General features: G+C 69.4%; 22 protein-coding genes. 11 read left to right on the top strand and 11 right to left on the bottom strand.

What is annotated here, in order from left to right; genetic code table 11:
• Positions 1–162: 162 nt before the first annotated feature.
• From hsaB to hsaA, 4 genes are read right to left on the bottom strand one after another with little or no spacing between them, the layout of a single operon-like run.
• Entirely contained in the window at positions 163–726 is a 564-nt protein-coding gene (gene hsaB, locus A5711_RS07320) for a 3-hydroxy-9,10-secoandrosta-1,3,5(10)-triene-9,17-dione monooxygenase reductase subunit (protein WP_067944993.1), read from the bottom strand.
• A gap of 2 nt (positions 727–728) precedes the next feature.
• Positions 729–1,631 (bottom strand): iron-dependent extradiol dioxygenase HsaC, encoded by a 903-nt coding sequence (hsaC, locus tag A5711_RS07315; protein ID WP_067944991.1) that lies wholly within the window; start codon positions 1,629–1,631, stop codon positions 729–731.
• On the bottom strand, positions 1,631–2,503 hold the full coding sequence (gene hsaD / locus A5711_RS07310; protein ID WP_067944989.1) for a 4,5:9,10-diseco-3-hydroxy-5,9,17-trioxoandrosta-1(10),2-diene-4-oate hydrolase: 873 nt from the start codon (positions 2,501–2,503) through the stop codon (positions 1,631–1,633). The genes hsaC and hsaD overlap by 1 nt, the downstream gene beginning before the upstream one ends.
• A 2-nt stretch (positions 2,504–2,505) precedes the next feature.
• The gene (gene hsaA, locus A5711_RS07305; protein WP_067944987.1) at positions 2,506–3,690 is read right to left on the bottom strand and encodes a 3-hydroxy-9,10-secoandrosta-1,3,5(10)-triene-9,17-dione monooxygenase oxygenase subunit; all 1,185 of its coding nucleotides are present in this window, start codon (positions 3,688–3,690) and stop codon (positions 2,506–2,508) included.
• Positions 3,691–3,846: 156 nt separating this feature from the next.
• Between hsaA and A5711_RS07300 the strand changes: the two genes are divergently transcribed.
• From A5711_RS07300 to A5711_RS07290, 3 genes are all read left to right on the top strand, one after another.
• Positions 3,847–4,929 carry a ferredoxin--NADP reductase gene (locus tag A5711_RS07300; RefSeq protein WP_067944985.1) on the top strand — a complete coding sequence of 361 codons (1,083 nt, stop codon included), beginning with the start codon at positions 3,847–3,849 and terminating at the stop codon, positions 4,927–4,929.
• Positions 4,930–4,979: 50 nt separating this feature from the next.
• Entirely contained in the window at positions 4,980–5,513 is a 534-nt protein-coding gene (locus A5711_RS07295; RefSeq protein ID WP_067944984.1) for a hypothetical protein, read from the top strand.
• A gap of 82 nt (positions 5,514–5,595) precedes the next feature.
• On the top strand, positions 5,596–6,423 hold the full coding sequence (locus A5711_RS07290; RefSeq protein ID WP_067944982.1) for a class I SAM-dependent methyltransferase: 828 nt from the start codon (positions 5,596–5,598) through the stop codon (positions 6,421–6,423).
• 7 nt (positions 6,424–6,430) lie between these two features.
• Here the strand turns inward: A5711_RS07290 and A5711_RS07285 are convergent, their stop codons facing one another.
• Positions 6,431–8,548, bottom strand: coding sequence for an acyl-CoA dehydrogenase (locus A5711_RS07285; RefSeq protein ID WP_067944980.1), 2,118 nt, complete (start codon positions 8,546–8,548; stop codon positions 6,431–6,433).
• A 337-nt stretch (positions 8,549–8,885) separates the two neighbouring features.
• On the opposite strand from A5711_RS07285, the gene kstR reads away from it, so the two are divergent.
• The gene (gene kstR / locus A5711_RS07280; protein ID WP_040621610.1) at positions 8,886–9,485 is read left to right on the top strand and encodes a cholesterol catabolism transcriptional regulator KstR; all 600 of its coding nucleotides are present in this window, start codon (positions 8,886–8,888) and stop codon (positions 9,483–9,485) included.
• 22 nt (positions 9,486–9,507) lie between these two features.
• Here kstR and A5711_RS07275 read toward each other — a convergent pair whose 3' ends face one another.
• Positions 9,508–10,587, bottom strand: coding sequence for a LacI family DNA-binding transcriptional regulator (locus A5711_RS07275; protein WP_067944978.1), 1,080 nt, complete (start codon positions 10,585–10,587; stop codon positions 9,508–9,510).
• Between the two features lie 129 nt (positions 10,588–10,716).
• Between A5711_RS07275 and A5711_RS07270 the strand changes: the two genes are divergently transcribed.
• From A5711_RS07270 to A5711_RS07240, 7 genes are read left to right on the top strand one after another with little or no spacing between them, the layout of a single operon-like run.
• A complete protein-coding gene (locus A5711_RS07270) occupies positions 10,717–11,658 on the top strand; it encodes a metal ABC transporter solute-binding protein, Zn/Mn family (protein ID WP_082953450.1) in 942 nt (313 codons plus the stop codon).
• On the top strand, positions 11,655–12,479 hold the full coding sequence (locus A5711_RS07265) for a metal ABC transporter ATP-binding protein (protein ID WP_067944976.1): 825 nt from the start codon (positions 11,655–11,657) through the stop codon (positions 12,477–12,479). Before A5711_RS07270 ends, A5711_RS07265 begins: the two co-directional genes overlap by 4 nt.
• Positions 12,476–13,336, top strand: coding sequence for a metal ABC transporter permease (locus tag A5711_RS07260; protein WP_067944974.1), 861 nt, complete (start codon positions 12,476–12,478; stop codon positions 13,334–13,336). The genes A5711_RS07265 and A5711_RS07260 overlap by 4 nt, the downstream gene beginning before the upstream one ends.
• A 31-nt stretch (positions 13,337–13,367) precedes the next feature.
• Positions 13,368–14,078: a sensor domain-containing protein gene (locus tag A5711_RS07255; protein ID WP_231972095.1), complete on the top strand. Its 711-nt coding sequence runs from the start codon at positions 13,368–13,370 to the stop codon at positions 14,076–14,078.
• A 59-nt stretch (positions 14,079–14,137) separates the two neighbouring features.
• Positions 14,138–14,896 (top strand): LamB/YcsF family protein, encoded by a 759-nt coding sequence (locus tag A5711_RS07250; protein WP_067944972.1) that lies wholly within the window; start codon positions 14,138–14,140, stop codon positions 14,894–14,896.
• Positions 14,896–15,813, top strand: coding sequence for an MBL fold metallo-hydrolase (locus A5711_RS07245; RefSeq protein ID WP_067944970.1), 918 nt, complete (start codon positions 14,896–14,898; stop codon positions 15,811–15,813). Before A5711_RS07250 ends, A5711_RS07245 begins: the two co-directional genes overlap by 1 nt.
• Before the next feature lie 5 nt (positions 15,814–15,818).
• Positions 15,819–17,060 carry an SLC13 family permease gene (locus A5711_RS07240; RefSeq protein ID WP_067945002.1) on the top strand — a complete coding sequence of 414 codons (1,242 nt, stop codon included), beginning with the start codon at positions 15,819–15,821 and terminating at the stop codon, positions 17,058–17,060.
• On the opposite strand, the gene A5711_RS07235 is transcribed toward A5711_RS07240, so the two are convergent.
• The 5 genes from A5711_RS07235 to ispD are packed head-to-tail and all read right to left on the bottom strand — an operon-like array spanning position 17,057 to position 21,600.
• Positions 17,057–18,031, bottom strand: coding sequence for a glycerophosphodiester phosphodiesterase (locus tag A5711_RS07235; RefSeq protein WP_231987433.1), 975 nt, complete (start codon positions 18,029–18,031; stop codon positions 17,057–17,059). The genes A5711_RS07240 and A5711_RS07235 overlap by 4 nt on opposite strands.
• Before the next feature lie 4 nt (positions 18,032–18,035).
• Entirely contained in the window at positions 18,036–18,968 is a 933-nt protein-coding gene (gene rlmB, locus A5711_RS07230) for a 23S rRNA (guanosine(2251)-2'-O)-methyltransferase RlmB (protein WP_067944967.1), read from the bottom strand.
• On the bottom strand, positions 18,969–20,387 hold the full coding sequence (cysS, locus tag A5711_RS07225; RefSeq protein ID WP_067944965.1) for a cysteine--tRNA ligase: 1,419 nt from the start codon (positions 20,385–20,387) through the stop codon (positions 18,969–18,971). It abuts the gene before it with no gap.
• 50 nt (positions 20,388–20,437) lie between these two features.
• On the bottom strand, positions 20,438–20,917 hold the full coding sequence (gene ispF / locus A5711_RS07220; protein ID WP_067944963.1) for a 2-C-methyl-D-erythritol 2,4-cyclodiphosphate synthase: 480 nt from the start codon (positions 20,915–20,917) through the stop codon (positions 20,438–20,440).
• Entirely contained in the window at positions 20,914–21,600 is a 687-nt protein-coding gene (gene ispD / locus A5711_RS07215) for a 2-C-methyl-D-erythritol 4-phosphate cytidylyltransferase (RefSeq protein WP_067944961.1), read from the bottom strand. The genes ispF and ispD overlap by 4 nt, the downstream gene beginning before the upstream one ends.
• Positions 21,601–21,613: the final 13 nt, after the last annotated feature.

The following is a 21,613-nucleotide window of genomic DNA, read 5'->3' as shown; positions in this document are numbered from 1 at the left end:
CTGGGCTACCGGCTGGATCGCCCCCTCAGCGAGCCATCGGGTAGCCCACAATGCCGGGCCGGGCGCATCGACCGCTTGCGACGATTCGTTGGCGCGAAATGTCAAGGGAGGACAACGCCGCCACATCCGCGAAGCGGGCGATGCCCCGGCCCGCGCGAACGTTTAGAGCCAGGTGTCCTGGGTGGTGGCGGTGAGGAACGCCTCCAGGTCGTCGCGCCACTGGGCCGGTGTGGTCTTGTCCGGTTCGATCCCGGTGTATTCCCCGCGATAGAACAGCAGCGGGCGCGGCTTGATCTTTGGCGCCTCCGACAGCGACTGGACCGCGCCGAATACCACGAAGTGGTCGCCGCCGTCGTGCACCGACGCCACCGTGCAGTCGATGTAGGCCAGCGACCCGTCGATGATCGGTGAGCCGAGTTCGGAAGCGTGCCAGTCGATTCCGGCGAACTTGTCGGGCTCCTTCGATCCGAATCGCGCGGAAACGTGCTTCTGCTTCTCGGTCAGCACGTTGACGCAGAACCGGCCGCTGGCCTCGATGGCCTGCCAGGACCGCGACACCTTGGTGGGGCAGAACAACACCAGCGGCGGGTCCAGCGACAACGCCGCGAACGACTGGCAGGCGAAGCCGATAGGGACGTCGTCGTGCACCGTGGTGATGATGGTGATGCCGGTGCAGAACTGACCCAGCACCTGCCGGAAGGACCGCGGATCGATCGGCGCAGACATGACTATCCGCGGGCGCCGACCGTGAAGTCGTGGCCCCACAGGCTGACGGCCGTGCTTTCCCGGGCGACCCAGTCGTTATCCTCGACTTGCCTTCCCTCGCAGCCGAATTCGACGTCGAACCCGCCGGGTGTCTTCATGTAGAAGGACAGCATCAGGTCGTTGACATGCCGGCCAAGCGTGGCCGACATGGGCACCTTGCGGCGCAACGCCCGGTCGAGGCAGAGCCCGACGTCGTCGGAGTTCTCGACCTCCATCATCAGGTGCACGATGCCGCTCGGCGTCGGCAGCGGCAGGAAGGCCAGACTGTGGTGACGCGGGTTGCAACCGAAGAACCTCAGCCACGCGGGCGCACCGTCGGCGGGTCGACCGACCAGCTGGGGCGGCATCCGCATGGAGTCGCGCAACTTGAAGCCGAGCACGTCACGGTAGAAGTGCAAGGCCTCGTCGTCGTCGCGGGTGGACAACACCACGTGGCCCAGGCCCTGCTCGCCGGTGACGAACTTGTGCCCGTACGGGCTCACCACGCGGCGGTGCTCCAGTGCGACGCCGTGGAAGACCTCCAGGCAGTTGCCGGACGGGTCGGCGAACCGGATCATCTCGACGACGCGGCGGTCCGCCAGCTCGGCCGCGGTGGCCTCCTTGTAGGGCACGCCCTCGACGTCGAGCCGGCCCCGAATCTCTTGCAGCCCTTCGGCATTGGCGCATTCCCAGCCGGCCTCCATGAGGTGGTCGCGCTCGCCGGGCACGATCACCAGCCGGGCCGGGAAATCGTCCATGCGCAGGTACAGCGCGCCCTCGGTAGTGCCGCTGCCCTCGACCATGCCGAGCACCTTGAGGCCGTACTCACGCCAGGCCGCCATGTCGGTGGCCTCGATGCGCAGGTAGCCCAGCGATCGGATGCTCATCACGCACCTCCCAGGAAATCAACGGTCAACTTGTTGAACTCGTCGAACTTCTCCACCTGCGCCCAATGTCCACACTGCCCGAAAACGTGGAGCTGCGCACGCGGAATGGTCTTCAGCGCGACCAGCGCGCCGTCCAGCGGGTTGACCCGGTCCTCGCGGCCCCAGATCAACAACACGGGCTGGCGCAGCCGGTGCACCTCGCGCCACATCATCCCGAGCTCGAAGTCGGCCCCCGCGAACGACATTCCCATCGCCCGGGTCGCCGTCAGCGATTCCGGCGTGCTGGCCAGCGCGAACCGCTCGTCGATCAGCTCCGGCGTGATGAGCTTCTGGTCGTAGACCATGACCCGCAGGAACGCCTCGAGGTTTTCCCGGGTGGGTTCGACCGAGAACTTCCCCAGCCGCTTGACGCCCTCGGTCGGATCGGGGGCGAACAGGTTGATGCTGAGCCCGCCGGGTCCCATCAACACCAGTCGGCCGGCCCGGTCCGGGTAGTCGAGGGCGAACCGCACCGCGGTGCCCCCGCCAAGCGAATTGCCCACCAGCGGAACGCGTCCCAGCTCGAGCTGGTCGAACAGCCCCTTGAGCGCCCGCGCGGCGTAGTGGTTGAACTGCCCGTGCTCGGCGCGCTTGTCGGATAGCCCGTAACCGGGCTGATCGACGGCCAGCACATGGAACCGCTGCGCCAGCACCGGGATGTTGCGCGAGAAGTTCGTCCAACTGGCAGCGCCGGGGCCGCCGCCGTGCAGCAGCACCACGGTTTGGTCGTTGGCGACCCCGGCCTCGTGGTAGTGCAGCTTCAGCGGTCCGTCGACGTCGACTTCGGCGAACCGCGAGGTGGACTCGAACGTCAGCTCTTCGGTAGCCGTCACGGCTAGACCATCGTGTCGCCCGGCGGCAACCCGAACTCGTTGTTCCCGAAGATCTGGTAAGCCCGCTCGGGATCGTTGGCGGCGTGCACCCGGCCGGCGTGCGCGTCGCGCCAGAACCGTTGCACCGGTTGGTCGTTGCCGAGCGCAGTGGCCCCGGAAGCCTCGAACAGCCGGTCGATGGAAGCGATCGCACGTCCGGTCGCACGCACCTGGTCGCGGCGGGCGCGGGCGCGCAGCTCGAACGGGATCTCCTTGCCCGCGGACAACAACGCGTACTCGTCGGCGACGTTGCCGCTCAACTGGCGCCAGGCCGCGTCGATATCGCTGGCAGCCTCGGCGATGCGCACCTTGGCGAACGGATCGTCCTTCGCCTTCTCCCCGGCGAACGCTGCGCGCACCCGCTTGCCCTGATGCTCCACGTGCGCGTCGTACGCGCCGTAGGCCATGCCGACGATCGGCGCGGAGATGGTGGTGGGGTGCATTGTGCCCCAAGGCATCTTGTAGACCGGGGCGGTGTTGGTCTGGTACCCGCCGGCGGTGCCGTCGTTCATCGCCTTGTAGGACAGGAACCGGTGCCGGGGCACGAAGACATCCTTGACGACCACGGTGTTGCTGCCGGTGCCGCGCAAGCCGACGACATGCCAGACGTCGTCGATGCGGTACTCGCTGCGCGGGATCAGGAAGCTGCCGAAGTCGACCGGACGGCCGTCCTTGATCACCGGACCGCCGAGGAAGGCCCACGTGGCGTGGTCACATCCCGACGACCAGTTCCAGGAACCGTTGACCAGATATCCCCCGTCGGTCACCACACCCGCGCCCATCGGCGCGTACGACGACGAGACCCGCACGTTCGGGTCGTCGCCCCAGACTTCCTCCTGGGCCTGCTGGTCGAACAGCGCCAGGTGCCAGTTGTGCACGCCGATGATGGAGCTCACCCATCCGGTGGAACCGCAGGCGCTGGCCAGCCGCCGTACCGCCTCGTAGAACAGGCCGGGATCGCATTGCAGCCCACCCCACTGCTCGGGCTGGAGCAGGGTGAAGAAGCCGACGTCCTGCAGATCCTGAACGGTTTCGTCGGGCAGCCGCCGCAAATCCTCCGTCGCCTGGGCGCGCTCCCGAATCCGCGGCAGCAGATCATCGATGCCAGCCAAAACCGACTGCGCGTCGCGTTGTTGAATGGACGTCACTAGGTTTGCCTCCTGGGCCAAACTTATTCAGCGGACTTACACCAGAGACTAGAACACGTTCCGATTTGTGTCGAGCAGGGTATTCCTGCGGCTGGTAGCGATACGAATCCGCTTTTCTGTAACATGTTCTAGTTGTAACGAGAGGGAGGATGGGTCTTGGCCGAGGCCAATCTCGACGAGCCGCTCGGTGACCACGTCCTTGAACTGCAGATCGCCGAGGTCGTTGCCGAAACGGACGACGCGCGGTCGCTGGTGTTCGCGGTGCCCGATGAGCCGGGCGACCCCGACATCCCGCCCGAACGGCTGCGCTATGCCCCGGGCCAGTTCTTGACGTTGCGCGTTCCCAGCGAGCGCACCGGATCGGTGGCCCGCTGCTACTCGCTGTGCAGCTCGCCGTTCACCGACGACGCGCTGACCGTCACGATCAAACGGACCGCCGACGGATACGCGTCGAACTGGCTGTGCGAGCACGCGCGGGCGGGCATGCGGATCCACGTGCTGGCGCCGTCGGGCAACTTCGTGCCGAAGACGCTCGACGACGACTTCCTGTTGATGGCCGCGGGCAGCGGGATCACCCCGATCATGTCGATCTGCAAGTCGGCCCTCGCCGAGGGCAGCGGCCAGGTGACGCTGCTCTATGCCAATCGCGATGACCGGTCGGTGATCTTCTCCGACGCGCTGCGCGACCTGTCGGCCAAATATCCCGACCGGCTCACGGTGGTGCACTGGCTGGAATCGCTGCAGGGCATGCCCAGCGTGACCGCGCTGGCCAAGCTCGCCGCCCCCTATACCGATCGGCCCGTGTACATCTGCGGGCCCGGCCCCTTCATGGACGCCGCCCGCGAAGCGCTGGATTCACTGAAAGTTCCTGCGCCGCAAGTCCATATCGAGGTGTTCAAGTCGCTGGACTCCGACCCGTTCGCGGCGGTGAAGATCGAAGACACCGCCCCGGGCGACGAGCCGCCGGCCACTGCGGTGGTGCAGCTGGACGGTGAAACCCACACCGTGTCGTGGCCGCGCAACGCCAAGCTGCTCGACGTGTTGCTCGCGAAAGGTTTGGATGCGCCGTTCTCCTGCCGCGAGGGCCATTGCGGTGCGTGTGCGTGCACCCTGCGCAGCGGAAAGGTGAGCATGGAGGTCAACGACGTGCTCGAGCAACAGGACCTCGACGACGGCCTGATTCTGGCCTGTCAATCTCACCCGGAATCTGATTCGGTAGAAGTCACCTACGACGAGTAGTGGTGGGGTTAGGTTCACCGTTAGGGTTGGCGAACCGAGAGGGGAGCAGCATGAAGCGGCTGATAACCGGGTTTGCCGTGGTCGGATCGGCGCTGACGTTCCTGCCCGGCCCGGTCGCCGGCGCGGCCAGCAACACCGCGACCACGTTGTTCCCGCTGGACGGCCCCAACCAGCTGGAGACGCGCACCATCCTGAATTGCTTCAAGTCCGACGGCCACTGCGACTTCACCGCCGGCGCGGACATGCTGACGCCCGACGGGCCGACCGGGTTTCCGCACGAGCTGTGGGCCCGCCAGACCACCGAGATCCGGTCGTCGAACCGGCTGGCCTACCTGGACGCGCACGCCACCGGCCAGTACGAGCGGGTGATGAAGTCGATGGGTTCCGACGAGATCACCACGGTCTACTTCGGCGAGGGCCCGCCGGACAAGTACCAGACGACGGGTCGCATCGACTCCACGGATTGGCAGACGGGCCAGCCCAAGACCGACAACAACGTCATCGTCTGCACCCACATCCAGGTGGTCTACCCCGGGGTCAACATCACCTCGCCCAGCACCTGCGCGCAGACCACGTTCTCTTAGGGCGTCGAGATTGCGCCCGCGGTTGTGATGTCGCGCATTCCACGACCGTGGCGGCGATCTCGCCGCATGCCCCGGGCACATCATGGGTGAGCGCATAAACCTGACCGGGACGCAGCAGACCGCGCTGGTCACCCTCTACGGCAAGGCGCTGGACAGTCGCCGGCCCGATTCCATCCTCGGCGACCGGGAAGCCGACAGGGCCGTGCGGCGCCTCGACTACGACTTCAGCAGCCTGCACATGCGCCGCCGCGATCAGCAGTCCTCCGCGGTGCGCTCCAAGGCCTACGACCGGCGGGTCATGCGATTCCTCGACGGCCACCCCGACTGTGTCGTCTTGCATTTGGGCTGCGGGCTCGACACGCGGGCCTACCGCGTCAACCCGCCGACCACCGTCGACTGGTACGACATCGACTTGCCCGACGTGATCGCGTTGCGCCGCAAGCTGTTTGAACCGCGCGCGGGCCTGCACCTCCTCGGCGCCTCGGTCACCGACCCGCAGCTGCTCGACGGAATCGCCCGCGAGCGTGAGGTCCTGGTTGTCGCGGAGGGGCTGACACCCTATCTACGGCGCGCCGACGGCCTGGCGATGCTGCGGCGCATCGTCGGGCATTTCGAAGCCGGGGAGATGCTGCTGGACGGCTACAGCCGGGCCGGAGTGTGGCTCCTGCAGCGCTACCCTCCGGTCAAAGCCTCTGGTGCGCAACTGGATTGGAGCATAGGCGACCCGCGTGCGCTGGAGCGGGCCGTGCCGGGGCTGGTGTTCGACGGCGAGTGGTGGTTCGCCGACGCCGAAGAGATCCGCCGGGTCTACTCACCGTGGTACTGGTGGGTGATGCAGGTGCTGTTCCGGATCACGCCGGTCAGGCGCCTGGGCCGCGGCCTGCGTTACCACTTTCGGATCAGCCGTTGACACCGAGTCAGCGCGGTAGGCCGAGCAGTCGCTCGGCGGCCACGGTAAGCAGGATCTGCTCGGTACCACCGGCGATGGTGAGGCAGCGGGTGTTGAGGAAGTCGTACACCGCGTGGTTGCGGACCAGCCCCCCGCCCTCGGAGACGTCCATCATGTATTCGGCCAGCGCCTGCCGGTAGCGCACCCCGATGAGCTTGCGGACGCTGGACTGCGCCCCCGGGTCTTGCCCGCCCACGGCGAGCTGGGCGATCCGCTGGTCGAGCAGCGCGCCGGTCTGGGCGATGACGATCAACCGGCCGAGCCGATCCTGCTGCGCCGCATCGAGATCCGACTCCGCGAGCACCTTGAGCAACTCCTCCATCGGGTTGCCCAGCGCGGTGCCGGTGGCCATCGCGACCCGCTCGTTGGCCAGCGTCGTGCGGGCCAGCCGCCAGCCGTCGTTCACCTCGCCGACCACCATCTCGTCGGGGACGAACACGTTGTCCAGGAAGACCTCGTTGAACAGTGAATCACCGGTGATCTCGCGCAGCGGGCGGATCTCGATGCCCGGCGATTTCATGTCCACCAGGAAGTAGGTGATGCCCTTGTGCTTCGGCGCCTCCGGGTCGGTGCGCGCCAGGCACACGCCCCACCGCGCCTTGTGCGCCGCCGACGTCCACACCTTCTGCCCGGTGAGCAGCCAGCCGCCCTCCCCGCGCACCGCCTTGGTGCGCAGCGACGCCAGATCGGAGCCGGCTCCCGGCTCGGAAAACAGTTGGCACCACAGGAATTCACCGCGCAGGGTGCCCGGGACGAAGCGCTCGATCTGCTCCGGCGTGCCGTGCTCGAGGATGGTGGGCGCCGCCCACCAACCGATCACCAGGTCCGGCCGCACCACGCCGGCCGCGGCCATCTCCTGATCGATCAGCAGCTGCTCGGCCGGCGACGCGCCGCGCCCGTGCGGCGCAGGCCAGTGCGGCGCCTGCAGCCCGGCCTCGGCGAGCGCCGCCTGCCGCTTCTCTTCGGGCAGCGCGGCGATTTCGGCGACGGCGGCGGCGATCTCCGCACGCTGGCCCTCGACGCCGGTGAGGTCGATCCCCAGTCGCCGCCGCACACCGCCCTGGGTGAGTTCGGTGACGCGGCGCAACCAGCGCTCGGCGCCGCCGAGGAAGCTGCCGATGGCGTGCGCCCGGCGCAGGTACAGGTGCGCGTCGTGTTCCCAGGTGCAGCCGATGCCGCCGAGCACCTGGATGCAGTCCTTGACGTTGGCCTTCGCGGCGACGATGCCGATGCTGGCCGCCAGTGCCGCCGCGATGGAGAATTGGTCCGGATCGGAATCCGCTGCGGCGCGGGCGGCGTCGGCGGCGGCCACCTCCGCCTGCTCGGCGCGACACAGCATCTCCGCGCACAGGTGCTTGACGGCCTGGAAGCTGCCGATCGGTTTGCCGAACTGCTCGCGGACCTTGGCGTAGTCGACGGCGGTGTCCAGCGACCAGCGGGTGATGCCCGCCGCCTCGGCCGCGAGCACCGTCGCCGCCAGTTCCTCGACGCGCTGGGGCGACGCGGTGATCTTGGTGGCCGGCGCGGACGTCAGCACCACCCGGGCCAACGGACGCGAAAAGTCGGTGGCGTCCAGCGTCTCGATTTGCACGCCGGCGCTCTCGGAGTCGACCAGGAGCCACGTCCCGCCGGCAGGCACCAACAGGACGCCCCCGCTGGCGGCGCCCAACACCAATGGCAAGGTCCCGGAGGCCCGCTGACCGTCGAACTGCGCGTCCCCGTCCAGCGCCAGCCCGGCGAAGCGTTCGCCGCCGGCCAGCTGAGCCAGCAGTTCGGGGTCGGAGGCCACGAGGGTTGCCAGCGCCGTCGTCGCCACCGGCCCGGGCACCAGCGCCTTGGCGGCTTCCTCGACCATCGCGCACAAATCCTCGACGCTGCCGCCTGCCCCGCCGTGCTCCTCCGGGATCGCCACACCGAAAATGCCCAGCTCGGCGAGGCGGGCAAACACCGGGCGCCACGCGTCGGCGTCACCCCGCTCGACCTCGCGGATCGCCGTGGTCCCGCCGGGCCCCGCCGCCGAATTGCGGGCCCAGTCGCGCACCAGCGCACGCGCGGCGAACTGCTCGTCTGTGACGGTCGCTACCACTTTCGGGACCTCCGCGTCCTTGGACTCAACGTGACGCTGGGGCCTACGACCCCTAGCTCTCGATTCTCCTGCGTGTCTCGGGTCGCTGCGCAACCCGCCTCGTCGCAGACTAGAACGTGTTCTAATAGTGCCAGCGATCGACCGTCAAGTCGAACGCCATCACAGCAGCACACGCGGCTGTCCCGGCGGTACGGAGGTGGGAAATTCACACTCAGCATGCGTATCGTTTGCAAGCGAGCCGCCAGGAACAGGAGCAACCCGTCATATGCCAGCCGGTGCCAACTCGAGGGCCAACGCGAGCCGCGCGTCTGACTCGCAACCGCGCGAGGTCATGAACGTGGCGGTATTGGCGGAGTCCGAACTCGGCTCGGAGGCACAGCGGGAACGCCGGAAGCGCATTCTGGACGCCACCATGGCCATCGCATCCAAGGGGGGCTACGAGGCGGTTCAGATGCGCGCCGTCGCGGACCGCGCCGACGTGGCGGTGGGCACGCTGTACCGCTATTTCCCGTCGAAGGTGCACCTGCTGGTGTCGGCCCTGGGCCGGGAATTCAGCCGCATCGACGCCAAGACCGACCGCTCGTCGGTTGCCGGGGGTACGCCGTTCCAGCGGCTGAACTTCATGGTCGGCAAGCTCAACCGCGCGATGCAGCGCAACCCCCTGCTCACCGAGGCCATGACGCGGGCCTACGTCTTCGCCGACGCCTCGGCGGCCAGCGAGGTCGACCAGGTCGAGAAGCTCATCGACTCCATGTTCGCGCGGGCGATGGCCGACGGCGAACCGACCGAGGACCAGTACCACATCGCCCGGGTGATCTCCGACGTCTGGCTGTCCAACCTGCTGGCCTGGCTCACCCGGCGGGCGTCGGCCACCGACGTCAGCAAGCGGCTGGACCTGGCAGTGCGGTTGCTGATCGGCGACCAGAACGGCGGCTAGCCGGCGGGTCGCCGCCATCCGGCTAGGCGGGCGGACCGGCGGTGCGGCCCCGGATCAGCTCGGTAGCCAGGACCTCCGCGACCGGTAGGCCTGACCGCGGCGGATTCAGCAACAGTTCACCGGCCCGGCGGCCCTTCTGCAGGCTCGGCTGCGACACGGTGGTCAGCCCCCGGCCGATCGCGTCGGGCACGCCGTCGAAACCGGTCACGGTCATCTGCCCGGGCACGTAAATGCCATGTGCGCGAAAGTAATCCATGGCGGACAGGGCCAATATGTCGGCCGTGCACATCAGCGCGGTGATCCGCGGGTTGGCCTCCAACGCCGCCTTCGCGGCGGCTCCGCCGGAATCCGGCAGGTGCTCGTAGCTCTCCACCACGGTCAGCGCATCCGGGTCGACGCCGGCGGCCGTCATCGCCTCCCACACGCCGACGATGCGTTCGCGCTGCACGTCGAAGGCCGGCGACCGTAACCGGTCCGCGTCCACCAACCCCTGCCGGCGGTCCCGGCCCAGCCGCATCGTCAGCAGCCCGATCTCGCGATGCCCGAGCCCGAGCACGTAGTCCGCCAGCTCACGCATCGCCGCCCGGTCGTCGATGCCCACCCGGGACACCCCGGCGAGCCCCTTCGGCTGGTCGACGACCACGACCGGTAACCGGCGCTGCAAGACGACCTGCAGGTATGGGTCTTCTTCGCAGACCGAATACACGACGAAGCCGTCCACGCCGGCACCGAGCACCGCGCCGGTCCCGTCCTCCATCCGCCGGCCGGGCCCGACGGCCACCAGCAGCAGCCCCTGCCCCAGCTCTTCGCAGGACTGGGCGACCCCTGCGACGAAATCCCGTGCCGCGGGATCACTGAAGAAGTAGGTGAGCGGTTCGGCCATCACCAGACCGACCGCACCGGCCTTGCGGGTGCGCAGCGAGCGCGCCACCGGATCGGGACCCGGATAACCCAGCCGCTTGGCCGTCGCCAGCACGCGCTCACGCAGGTCGGCGGAGAGCTGATCCGGCCGGTTGAAGGCGTTCGAAATCGTGGTGCGCGAAACCTTCAGTTCGTCCGCCAACGACGCCAGCGTCGCACGCCGGCGCGGTGCGGGGCTCACAGTCGGTGACGCTACAACGAAGCCGCGGGCGCGCCTAAGCGGCTTCCACTCGTCACTTTGTAATGGAAACGATTTTCATTACTATTGTGTGTCGGCCAGTCGGCCAGCGAGAGGACATCGGACGTGCGCATGGCGATCAAGCGGGTACGAAGCGCGGCCACCAGCGCACTGCGTTGGCTGCCTGCCGTGCTGGTCCTGCTCGCTGCCGGCACCGCGCCCACCGGCTGCGGCAGCCCGGCGCATCCGCGCGCGGCCACCGTGGTGGCCTCCACCGGCGTATGGGGCAGCGTGGCCCGCGCCATCACCGGCCGTCGCGTCGCGGTCAATTCCCTGCTGACCGGCGGCGACACCGACCCGCACTCCTACCAGGCCAGCCCGTCGGACGCGGCCGCGATCACCGACGCCGCCCTGGTCGTCTACAACGGCGGCGGCTACGACCCCTGGGTCGACCAGGTGTTGGCGGGGCATCCGGATGTGAAATCGATCGGCGCCTATGCGTTCCTGAAAAAGGACCGCGCGGGACAGCAGCCGGCCAACGAGCACGTGTTCTACAACCTCGACGTCGCGAAATCGGTCGCGTTCGCCATCGCCGACCGCATGGCCGTCGTCGACCCCGCCCACGCCGGCGACTACCGCGCCAACGCCGCCGAGTTCTGCCGCGGCGCCGACGGCATCGCCATCTCCGAACACGCCATCGCCAGCGCCTACCCCGGCACCGGGGTCATCATGACCGAGCCGGTCGGGTACTACCTGCTGGCGGCGTCCGGCCTGGTCAACCGCACCCCGCAAGCGTTCACCGCGGCCAACGAGAACGAGACCGATCCCGCACCGGCCGACATGGCGTTCGTCCTCGACCTGATCGACCACCGTCAGGTGTCAGCGGTTCTGGTCAATCCGCAGACCTCGACGTCCGCGATCAACGGCGTGCGGGATGCGGCGCGGCGCGCGGGCGTGCCGGTGACCGAGGTGAGCGAGACGCTGCCCGACGGGACCGACTACCTGAGCTGGCAGCGCAACACCGTCAGCCAGCTGCTGACGGCGCTGCAGTCCGGCCGGTCAGTACAGCCGTGAGCCTCGACGCGGTCCCGGCCGTCGACCGCTACCCGGACACCGTCTCGCTGCGGGGCGCCCGGCTCGCGTTCGGTGACCGCGTGCTGTGGGACCACCTCGACCTGTCGGTGTCGCGCGGCGAGTTCATCGCCGTCCTCGGCCCCAACGGCAGCGGCAAGACGTCGTTGCTCAAGGTGCTGCTGGGCCAGCTTTCGCTGTCCGCCGGGGTCGCGCTGGTGGACGGAAGGCCGATGAACTCGGGCAGCGGACGCGTCGGTTACGTCCCGCAGCACCGACCGATGGACCACGACGTGATGCTGCGCGGGCGGGACCTGGTTCGGCTGGGCGTCGACGGACATCGGTGGGGCGGCATGCCACGCAGATCCGCCGACCGGGCCCACCGGCGCGCGGCCGTGAGCGAGGCGCTGCGACAGGTCAACGCCGAACACCTGGCCGACGTCCGGGTGGGGGTGATGTCGGGCGGCGAGCTGCAGCGGATCCGCATCGCGCAGGCGCTGGTCAGCGACCCGATGCTGCTGTTGTGCGACGAGCCGCTGCTGGCCCTGGACCCGGCGAACGCGAGGCTGGTGTCCGGCCTGATCGACCGCCGCCGCCGGGATGCGTCGACCACCGTCATCGTCGTCACCCACGACCTCAACGCGATCCTGCCGTACGTGGACCGGCTGATCTATCTGGTCGACGGGCGCTTCCGGGTCGGCACCGTCGAGGAAGTGATGACCACGGAGACCCTGTCCATGCTGTACCGGGCCGACATCCAGGTGGTGAAGGTCAAGGACCGCTACGTGGTGGTGGGCGAGCCGACCGACTGGGCCCACCAGTGAACCATCGGCTCACCGGCGTCCTGGCGCACCTGCTCGACTTCGACGTCACCGCGCACCTGCTCCGCCACGACTTCGTCCAGCAGGCCCTGCTCGCGGCCGCGCTGCTGGGGCTGGTGGCCGGTCTGATCGGGCCGTTCATAGTGATGCGTCAGATGTCGTTCGCCGTGCACGGTTCCAGCGAATTGTCTTTGACGGGAGCGGCTTTCGCGCTGCTCGTCGGCATCCAGGTGGGCGTGGGCGCGCTGGTCGGCAGCGCTTTGGCGGCCGCGCTCTTCGGCGTTCTGGGTCGGCGGGCCCGCGAACGCGACTCGGTCATCGGCGTGGTGCTGGCCTTCGGCCTGGGCCTGGCGGTGCTGTTCATCTACCTCTACCCGGGCCGGACCGCGACCAGCTTCGCGCTGCTCACCGGGCAGATCGTCGGCGTCGGCTACACCGGCCTGAGCATGCTGGCGCTGGTATGCCTGCTCGTCATCGCCGTCATCGGGGCCTGCTACCGCCCGTTGTTGTTCGCCACCGTCGACCCCGACGTCGCCGCGGCCCGCGGCGTGCCCGTTCGCGCGCTGGGCATCGTATTCGCCGCACTGGTCGGTGTGGTGGCCGCTCAGGCCGTCCAGATCGTCGGGGCGCTGCTGGTGATGTCGTTGCTCATCACGCCGGCCGCAGCGGCCGCCCGAGTGGTGGCCTCGCCGGCGGCGGCGATGGTCGCCTCGGTCGTCTTCGCCGAGGTTTCGGCCGTGGGCGGCATCGTGTTGTCGCTGGCGCCGGGTGTACCGGTGTCGGTCTTCGTCGCGGGGATCTCGTTCGCGATCTATCTGTTCTGCTGGCTGCTGGGACAGCGGCAGGGCGTCCCCTCCTAAGCTGGTCTGCACAGACGTCCGAAAGGCTCTGGTGGCAAGGCAACTCCCGATCCTCCTGCAGGCGGCGACGTGCGTCCTCGCGGCCGGCTGCACCACCGTCGTCGGCGGTAGCGCCGCGCCCGCGGACACCCGCGGTCCGCTGACGCAGGCCCCGGTCGCCGTCACCGCCCTGGACGGGCTGCTGCTCGACGACGGGAAGATCAACGACATCCTGGGCGCGGGAATGCGAATCCGGTATCGCACGCAGGAGATGTGGGACTCCAGCCAGACGTTCAGCGAGAAGAGCTGCTTGGCCATGGCCGGGCCCGCCCAGCAGGCCGTATACGCGGACACCGGCTGGACCGCGGTGCGCGGCGAGCGACTGGACGACAGCTATGACGACCCCAAGGTGCGCAACGACTCCGTCAACCAGGCCGTGATCGCCTACCCCACGGCCCGGCAGGCCAACGCCTTCTACGAGGCGTCGGTACGGAGGTGGTCCGCCTGTGCCAACCGCCGATTCGTCGACCATCCCCAGGGGCAGCCCGAGATCGCGTGGGCGGTGGCCGATTCCCACAAGGTCGGCGGCACACTCAGCATGTCCGAAGAGCAGGTAGGCAGCCAGGACGACTGGCGGTGCCAGCGCGCGCTCACCGCGCGCAACAACATCGTCATCGACGTGGCCGCCTGCGGCTCGTTCCTGTCCGGCGGGTCCGCGGTCGACGTCGCCCAACAGATCGCGGCCGCGGTCGTCACCCGGTAGCGACGGATAAGACGACCGCCTCTACGGGTGGCGCTGGCGCTGCCCCATAAGCTGAGCGGGTGGCCCGCATCGACCTCAACGCCGACCTTGGCGAGGGCTTCGGCGTCTGGCGCCTCGGAGATGACGACGCCATGCTGCGGATCGTCACCAGCGCCAACGTGGCGTGCGGATTCCACGCGGGTGATCCGACCGGATTGTCGCGGGTCTGCCGGGCGGCAGCCGAGCGCGGCGTCCGCATCGGCGCGCAGGTGAGCTATCGGGACTTGGCCGGGTTCGGCAGGCGCTTCATCGACGTCGCCGCCGACGACCTGGTCGCCGATGTCGTGTATCAGATCGGCGCTCTGCAGGCGATCGCGCGCGCATCGGGTTCCGCGGTTTCCTACGTCAAACCCCATGGGGCCCTGTACAACACGATCGTGAGCAACCGCGACCAGGCGAGCGCCGTCGCGGAGGCGGTGCGGCTGGTGGACCCGGCGCTGCCGGTGCTGGGCATGGCGGGCTCGGTGTTCTTCGACGAGGCCTCGCGCCGCGGCCTGCGCACGGTGGCCGAGGCCTTCGCCGACCGCGCCTACCGGGCGGACGGTCAGTTGGTGCCCCGGCGCGAACCCGGCGCAGTGCTGCACGACCCCGCGGCAATCGCCGACCGCGTGGTGGGCATGGTGACCTCCGGCCGGGTCACCGCCGTGGACGGCACACCGGTCACGGTCAGCGCGGAATCGGTCTGCGTGCACGGCGATTCGCCCGGTGCGGTGCAGATCGCGGCCGCCGTCCGCGACGGGCTCGCCGCCGCCGGCGTCGAGATCGGGGCGTTCGGCTGATGCGGGTGAAACTCGGCCGGCCCGACATCGGACGGTACGCGGACCGGTTCGACGCCCCCGCCGCCGAGCCGGGGTCCCTGTCGGTGACCTGGATGGGCGTGGCGACGCTGCTGATCGACGATGGGTCGTCGGCGCTGCTGACCGACGGCTACTTCTCCCGGCCCGGCCTCGCGCGGGTCGCCGCAGGCAAGGTGGCACCGTCGCCGGCACGCGTCGACGGCTGCCTGGCCCGGGCCAAGGTGTCCCGGCTGGAGGCCGTGATCCCGGTGCACACGCACATCGACCACGTGCTCGACTCCGCGCTGGTCGCCGACCGCACCGGGGCGCGACTGGTCGGCGGCCGTTCGGCGGCCAACGTCGGGCGCGGATATGGACTACCCGAGGACAGGCTCGTCGTCGCCACCAGCGCCGAGCCAATTGCCTTGGGTGCCTTCGACGTAACGCTGGTCGAATCCCATCACTGCCCGCCGGACCGGTTTCCCGGCGTGATCGACGCGCCGCTGACCCCGCCGGTCAGGGCGTCCGCCTACCGCTGCGGGGAGGCCTGGTCGACGCTGGTGCATCACCGCCCGTCTGGCCGGCGGCTGCTGATCCAGGGCAGCGCCGGTTTCGTCAAGGGCGCGCTGTCGGGCCACCGCGCCGAAGCCGTCTATCTGAGCGCCGGGCAGTTGGGGCTGCAACCGAAGTCATACTTGGTCGACTACTGGACCGAAACCGTGCGCGCGGTAGGTGCGCGCCGGGTGATCCTCATTCACTGGGACGACTTCTTCCGGCCCCTGTCAAAGCCGTTGCGGGCCTTGCCCTATGCGGGTGATGACCTGGACGCGTCCATCCGCATCCTCGACGAGTTGGCCGCGGCCGACGGTGTCGCGCTGCACCTGCCGACGGTGTGGCGGCGCGAAAACCCCTGGGCCTGAATACCTTGACCCTGACCCTTGCGCTGCTGCTGCTCGCTGCCGTCCTGGCCTTCGCCGTCGTGCGCCCGAGGGGCTGGCCGGAGGCGGCGGCGGCGGTCCCCGCGGCCCTCATCCTGATCGCGGTCGGCGCCATCTCGGTGCGTCAGGCGAGCGAGGAGGTGGCCGGTCTTTCGGGGGTGGTCGGGTTCCTGGGCGCGGTGCTGGTGCTGGCCAAGCTGTGCGACGACGAGGGCCTGTTCGAGGCGGCTGGTGCGGCGATGACGCGCGGCCGCGTCGGGTCGGGCGGCCTGCTGTTGCGGGTTTTCGTCATCGCCTCCCTGATCACCGCCGTGCTGAGCCTGGACACCGCGGTGGTGCTGCTGACCCCGGTCGTGCTGGCCGGCGTCCGCCGGCTGCGAACCCCGTTGCGGCCGTACGCCTATGCCACCGCGCACCTGGCCAACGGCGCCTCCCTGCTGCTCCCGGTGTCCAACCTGACCAACCTGCTGGCGTTTCACACCGCCGGCCTTTCCTTCACGAGGTTCACCTTGTTGATGGCGTTGCCGTGGGTGGGCGCGGTGGTAACGCTGTATGCGATATTCCGCTGGTTTTTCGCCGCCGACCTGCGCGTGCAGCCGCACCCGGAACAACCCGGGCCGGCGCCGAGGCCGCCCGTGTTCGTGTTGGTGGTGGTCGGGCTGACGCTGGCCGGCTTCGCGGTCGCCCAGTCCGTCGGGGTGGCCCCCGCCTGGGTGGCGCTCGCCGGCGCCGCGGCCCTGGCCGTGCGCAGCCTGAGCCGTGGGCACACCTCGGTGGTGGACATCGCGCGTTCGGCGCACGTGTCGTTCCTGGCGTTCGTGCTCGCGCTGGGCGTCGTCGTGCGGGCGGTCATGCTGGGCGGCATGGACAGGGCGATGTCGGCGGTGCTGCCGACCGGTTCGACGCTGCCCGCGCTGCTCGCCATCGCCGTGGTGGCCGCGGTGCTGGCCAACGTCGTGAACAACCTGCCCGCCACCCTGGTGCTGCTGCCACTGGTCGCGCCGAGCGGACCGATCGCGATTCTGGCCGTCCTGCTCGGGGTCAACATCGGACCCAACCTCACCTACGTCGGGTCCCTGTCGAACCTGTTGTGGCGGCGTGTGCTTCGCCAGCACGACGTCGATGCCGGCGTCTGGGAATACACCCGGCTCGGGCTGTGCACCGTGCCCGCGTCGCTGGTCGTCGCGGTCGTCGCGCTGTGGGGGTCGGCGCGGCTGCTCGGCGTCTAACCGCGGTGGTAGGCCGGCGGCAGCGGCATCCCGAGCCCGGCGAGCACGCCGCGCAGCAGTGTCGGGAAGTCGGTGATGATGCCGTCGACGCCATCGGCGATCTGGTCGCGCATGGCGGCCGCGTCGTCGACCGTCCACGGGATCACCTTGAGCCCCAGCGCATGCGCGCGATCGACGTACGGTTTGCCCGCGACCAGCTGGTACCTGGGCGAGATGATGTTTGCGCCCACCAGCTTCGCCCCGATCATCGGGTCACCGATGGCGGTGGCGTTCTCCCCGGCCAGCCATGGTGAATCCGGCGCCCAGGTCTCTTCGTTGTACAACGCCACCAACGGAATGGACGGCTCTGCTGCGTGCACCAACGGCAGGGTCCGCCAGTCGAAGCTCTGGATCTCCACCCGGTCGATCTTGTCGGCCGACCTGACCGCCGCCAGTATCACGTCGACGAACTGTTGGGGACCGGCCGAGGTGCCGGGCTTGTCGGCGGCCACCTTCGTCTCGATGTTGTAGCGCACGGCCGCATGGTAGGAATCGGCCAAGGCGAACACTTCCGGCAGGACGGCTATCTTGTTGCCCCGCACCACTTCGGCATCGGGAAACTCGGCCAGCCGCCGCCCGCAGTCCAGCGTGCGAATCTGGGACAGGGTCAGTTCGTACACCAACTTGCCGACGTACGGATACTGCGGATCGCCGGCGAAGGCGGGCCCGGTGTCGGCGCATTTCTCGGCGTCGATCGTCGGATCGTGCCACACCAGCGGTTGCCCGTCTCTGGTGATGTTGATGTCGAGTTCGAGCGTGCTGACGCCTAATTCGAGTGACTTCGCGAAGGCCCGCAACGACTCCTCCGTCGTCTCCCCGCGCCCGCCGCGATGAGCCTGCAGGTCGAATTCGGGGGCCTGGGCGCCGGTCGCGGGCGCCAGCACGATGAGTATGGCCAGCGCGGCGCCGAGGCGCACAGGCCAGCGGCGCACCCGGTTAAGCCCTGCGCTGGCGCGCGATTTCGGCGAGCACCACCCCGGCGGCCACCGAGGCGTTCAGCGATTCGGCGTGCCCGGCCATCGGAATGGACACCACCTCGTCGCAGTTCTGCCGGACCAGTCGCGAGAGCCCTTTGCCTTCCGATCCGACGACCACCACGAGCGGGTCGGCGCCGTCCATGTCGTCGACGACGGTGTCACCGTCGGCGTCCAGCCCGATCACCCGGATGCCGCGGTCGGCCCAATCCTTGAGCGTCCGAGTGAGATTGGTGGCCCTTGCCACCGGGATGCGCGCAGCGGCCCCGGCGCTGGTGCGCCAGGCCACCGCCGTCACCGACGCCGAGCGTCGCTGCGGGATCAGCACACCGTGACCGCCGAACGCTGCGACCGAACGCACGATCGCGCCGAGGTTGCGCGGATCGGAGATGTTGTCCAGCGCGACCAGCAGGGCGGGCGGCGAGTTGATCGCGGTGGTCAACAGGTCGTCGGGATGGGCGTAGTCGTACGGCGGCACCTGCAGCGCGATGCCCTGATGCAGGTGGTTGCTCGTCATCCGGTCCAGGTCGGCACGCGGCACCTCGAGGATCGAGATGCCCGCATCCGCCGCGCGGGTGACGCTTTCGGTGACCCGCTCGTCGGCCTCGGTGCCCAGGGCCACGTACAGCGCGGTCGCCGGGACGCCGGCGCGCAGGCATTCCAGCACCGGGTTGCGGCCGAGCACCGTCTCCGTCTCGTCGGTGGTCCGCTTGGCAGGCCGCCGCGGCGGCGACTGGGCACGCTTGGCGGCGGGATGGTGCGGACGCAGGTGCGCCGGCGGTGTGGGACCGCGGCCCTCGAGCGCGCGGCGACGCTGGCCGCCCGAACCCACGGTGGGTCCTTTCTTGGTGCCCGCTTTGCGTATTGCCCCGCGACGCCGCGAATTGCCGGCCATCTACCCGCCGTGCTTTTCTTCACGGGCGAGCAATTCCCACTGCGGCCCGTCCGCGGTGTCGGTGACCTCGATGCCGGCGATCTTCAGCCGGTCTCGGATCTCGTCGGCGAGCGCCCAATTGCGTTGCTCGCGAGCCTTTTCGCGGTTCTCCAGTTCGGCCCGCACCAACACGTCGACCGCGGCCAGCGCGGCCGTCGTCTCGTCGCGGGTTTCCCAGCGCTCGTCGAGCGGGTCGCAGCCCAAGATGCCCATCATGGTGCGGATCGCGCGGGCTTGCCGCAACGCGCCGTCGTGGTCGCCGGTGTCGAGGGCGCGGTTGCCCTCGGCCCGGGCGTGGTGCACCTCGGCCAGCGCTGCCGGAACCGCCAAGTCGTCGTCGAGCGCCTCGGCGAACCGCGGAGTCCATTCGCCGGGCTCGACGGCTCCGACGCGAACGCGGACGCGGTGCAGGAATTCCTCAACGCCCACATAGGCTTTCACCGCGTCCTGCAGTGCGGTGTCGGAGAATTCCAGCATCGACCGGTAGTGCGCGCTGCCCAGGTAGTAGCGCAGCTCCGCCGGTCGCACCCGCTGCAAGAGCGCCGGTATCGCCAGCACGTTGCCCAGCGACTTGCTCATCTTCTCGCCGCCCATGGTGACCCAGCCGTTGTGCAGCCAGTAGCGGGCGAAGCCGTCGCCGGCGGCGCGGCTCTGCGCGATCTCGTTCTCGTGGTGCGGGAAGACCAAGTCCATCCCGCCACAGTGAATGTCGAACTCCGGACCGAGATATTCGTGCGCCATCGCCACGCACTCCGAATGCCAGCCCGGCCGTCCCCGGCCCCACGGTGTGGGCCAGGACGGCTCACCCGGTTTGGCACCCTTCCACAGCGTGAAGTCGCGTTGATCGCGCTTGCCGGTGGCCGCCCCCTCACCCTGGTGGACGTCGTCGATCTTGTGCCCCGACAGCGCGCCGTACTCCGGATAGCTGAGCACGTCGAAATAGACGTCGCCGCCGCCGGTGTAGGCATGACCGGTTTCGATCAGCCGCTCGATCAATTCGACGATCTGGGTGATGTGCCCGGTGGCTCGGGGCTCGGCCGACGGCGGCAGGACGTCCAGGGCGTCGTAGGCGGCGCTGAACGCGCGTTCGTAGGTCGCGGCCCATTCCCACCACGGCCGGCCGGCCGCGGCGGCCTTGTTGAGGATCTTGTCGTCGATGTCGGTGACGTTGCGAATGAAGGCGACGTCGCAGCCGCGCGCCATCAGCCAGCGGCGCAGGATGTCGAAGGCCACGCCGCTGCGGACATGGCCGATGTGCGGCAGGCCCTGAACGGTGGCGCCACACAGGTAGATGGAGACGTGGCCCTCGCGCAGCGGAACGAAATCGCGCACGGCACCGGCCGCGGTGTCGTGTAGCCGCAAGCGGGCGCGATCGGTCACGACGTGCCAGCTTACCGGGTGGTTCCGAGTTGCCCGGCGCTGCGCACGCCTTAGCCGGCCGTGATTACCAACGCAGTGGCGATGGCGGCGCGGCCCTCGCCGCGGCCGGTCAGGCCCAGCCCGTCGGTGGTGGTCGCCGCCACCGAGACCGGAGCCCCGAGCAGCTCCGACAGCACGCGCTGCGCCTCGGCCCGGCGCGGACCGACCTTCGGCTGGTTGCCGATCAGCTGCACCGCGGCGTTTCCGACCCGAAAACCGTCCCGCGCCACCAAATCGACGACGTGGCGCAGCATGTCGGCGCCGCTGACCCCTTTCCAGCGTGGGTCGTCGACCCCGAAGACGGCACCGATGTCGCCCAGCCCCGCGGCCGACAGCAGCGCGTCGCACAGCGCGTGCGCCCCGACGTCGCCGTCGGAGTGCCCGGCGCAGCCGTCGGCGCCGGGAAACAGCAGACCCACCAGCCAGCAGGGCCGCCCGGCTTCGATCGGGTGCACGTCGACCCCGAGGCCGACCCGAGGCAGCTCGCTCACCGGTGCACGACCGCTTCGGCCAGCAACAAATCGAGCTGGGTGGTGATCTTGAATGCCAGCACGTCACCGTCGACCACCTGGACCTGACCGCCGACATGCTCGACGAGCGAGGCGTCATCGGTGAAATCGGCGGTGCCCGCGCGCTGGTACGCCCGCAGCAGCAACTCACGGGCGAAGCCTTGCGGCGTCTGCACGGCGCGCAGTCCGGCCCGCTCGGGCGTGCCCAGCACCACGCCGTTGGCGTCCACGGCCTTGATGGTGTCATGCAGGGGCAGCGCCGGCACGACGGCGTCGTGCCCGGCCCGCAACGCGTCGACCACGCGCACGATCAGTTCGGGCGGGGTCAGGGCGCGCGCGGCGTCGTGGACCAGGACGAAATCGGGTTCACCGGCGAGTGCGGCCAGCGCCAGGCTCACCGATGTGGTGCGGTCGGCCCCGCCGGAAACGACGGTCGCTCGCTCCCCCAGGGCCCGCTTGGCCTCGTCGACCCGGGCCGCCGGGACGGCGACGACCACATGGTCGACGACCCCGGATTCCAGCAAACCCTCGACGGCGCGGTCCAGCAAAGTGCGTCCGCCGACCTCGCAGAATGCCTTGGGGATGCCGGCGCCGAGCCGCTCGCCCGAGCCTGCGGCCGGGACCACTGCGACAACCGTGCCCGAGGAGACCGTCCCCGTGACCACCGAAGAATCAGGG

It is taken from the genome of Mycobacterium sp. E2238, from assembly GCF_001672665.1.
In the GTDB taxonomy this organism is placed as follows: domain Bacteria; phylum Actinomycetota; class Actinomycetes; order Mycobacteriales; family Mycobacteriaceae; genus Mycobacterium.
The sequence above is the reverse complement of the archived record's forward strand: the minus strand, read 5'-3'. Positions and strand labels throughout refer to the sequence as shown.

Bases quoted from the DNA above. Each gene is read 5' to 3' on its own strand.
- rlmB (WP_067944967.1), bottom strand. From the start codon at position 18,968: ATGGCCGGCAATTCGCGGCGTCGCGGGGCAATACGCAAAGCGGGCACC.
- A5711_RS07290 (WP_067944982.1), top strand. From the start codon at position 5,596: ATGGGTGAGCGCATAAACCTGACCGGGACGCAGCAGACCGCGCTGGTC.
- A5711_RS07270 (WP_082953450.1), top strand. From the start codon at position 10,717: ATGGCGATCAAGCGGGTACGAAGCGCGGCCACCAGCGCACTGCGTTGG.
- hsaB (WP_067944993.1), bottom strand. From the start codon at position 726: ATGTCTGCGCCGATCGATCCGCGGTCCTTCCGGCAGGTGCTGGGTCAG.
- A5711_RS07245 (WP_067944970.1), top strand. From the start codon at position 14,896: ATGCGGGTGAAACTCGGCCGGCCCGACATCGGACGGTACGCGGACCGG.
- hsaC (WP_067944991.1), bottom strand. From the start codon at position 1,631: ATGAGCATCCGATCGCTGGGCTACCTGCGCATCGAGGCCACCGACATG.
- A5711_RS07295 (WP_067944984.1), top strand. From the start codon at position 4,980: ATGAAGCGGCTGATAACCGGGTTTGCCGTGGTCGGATCGGCGCTGACG.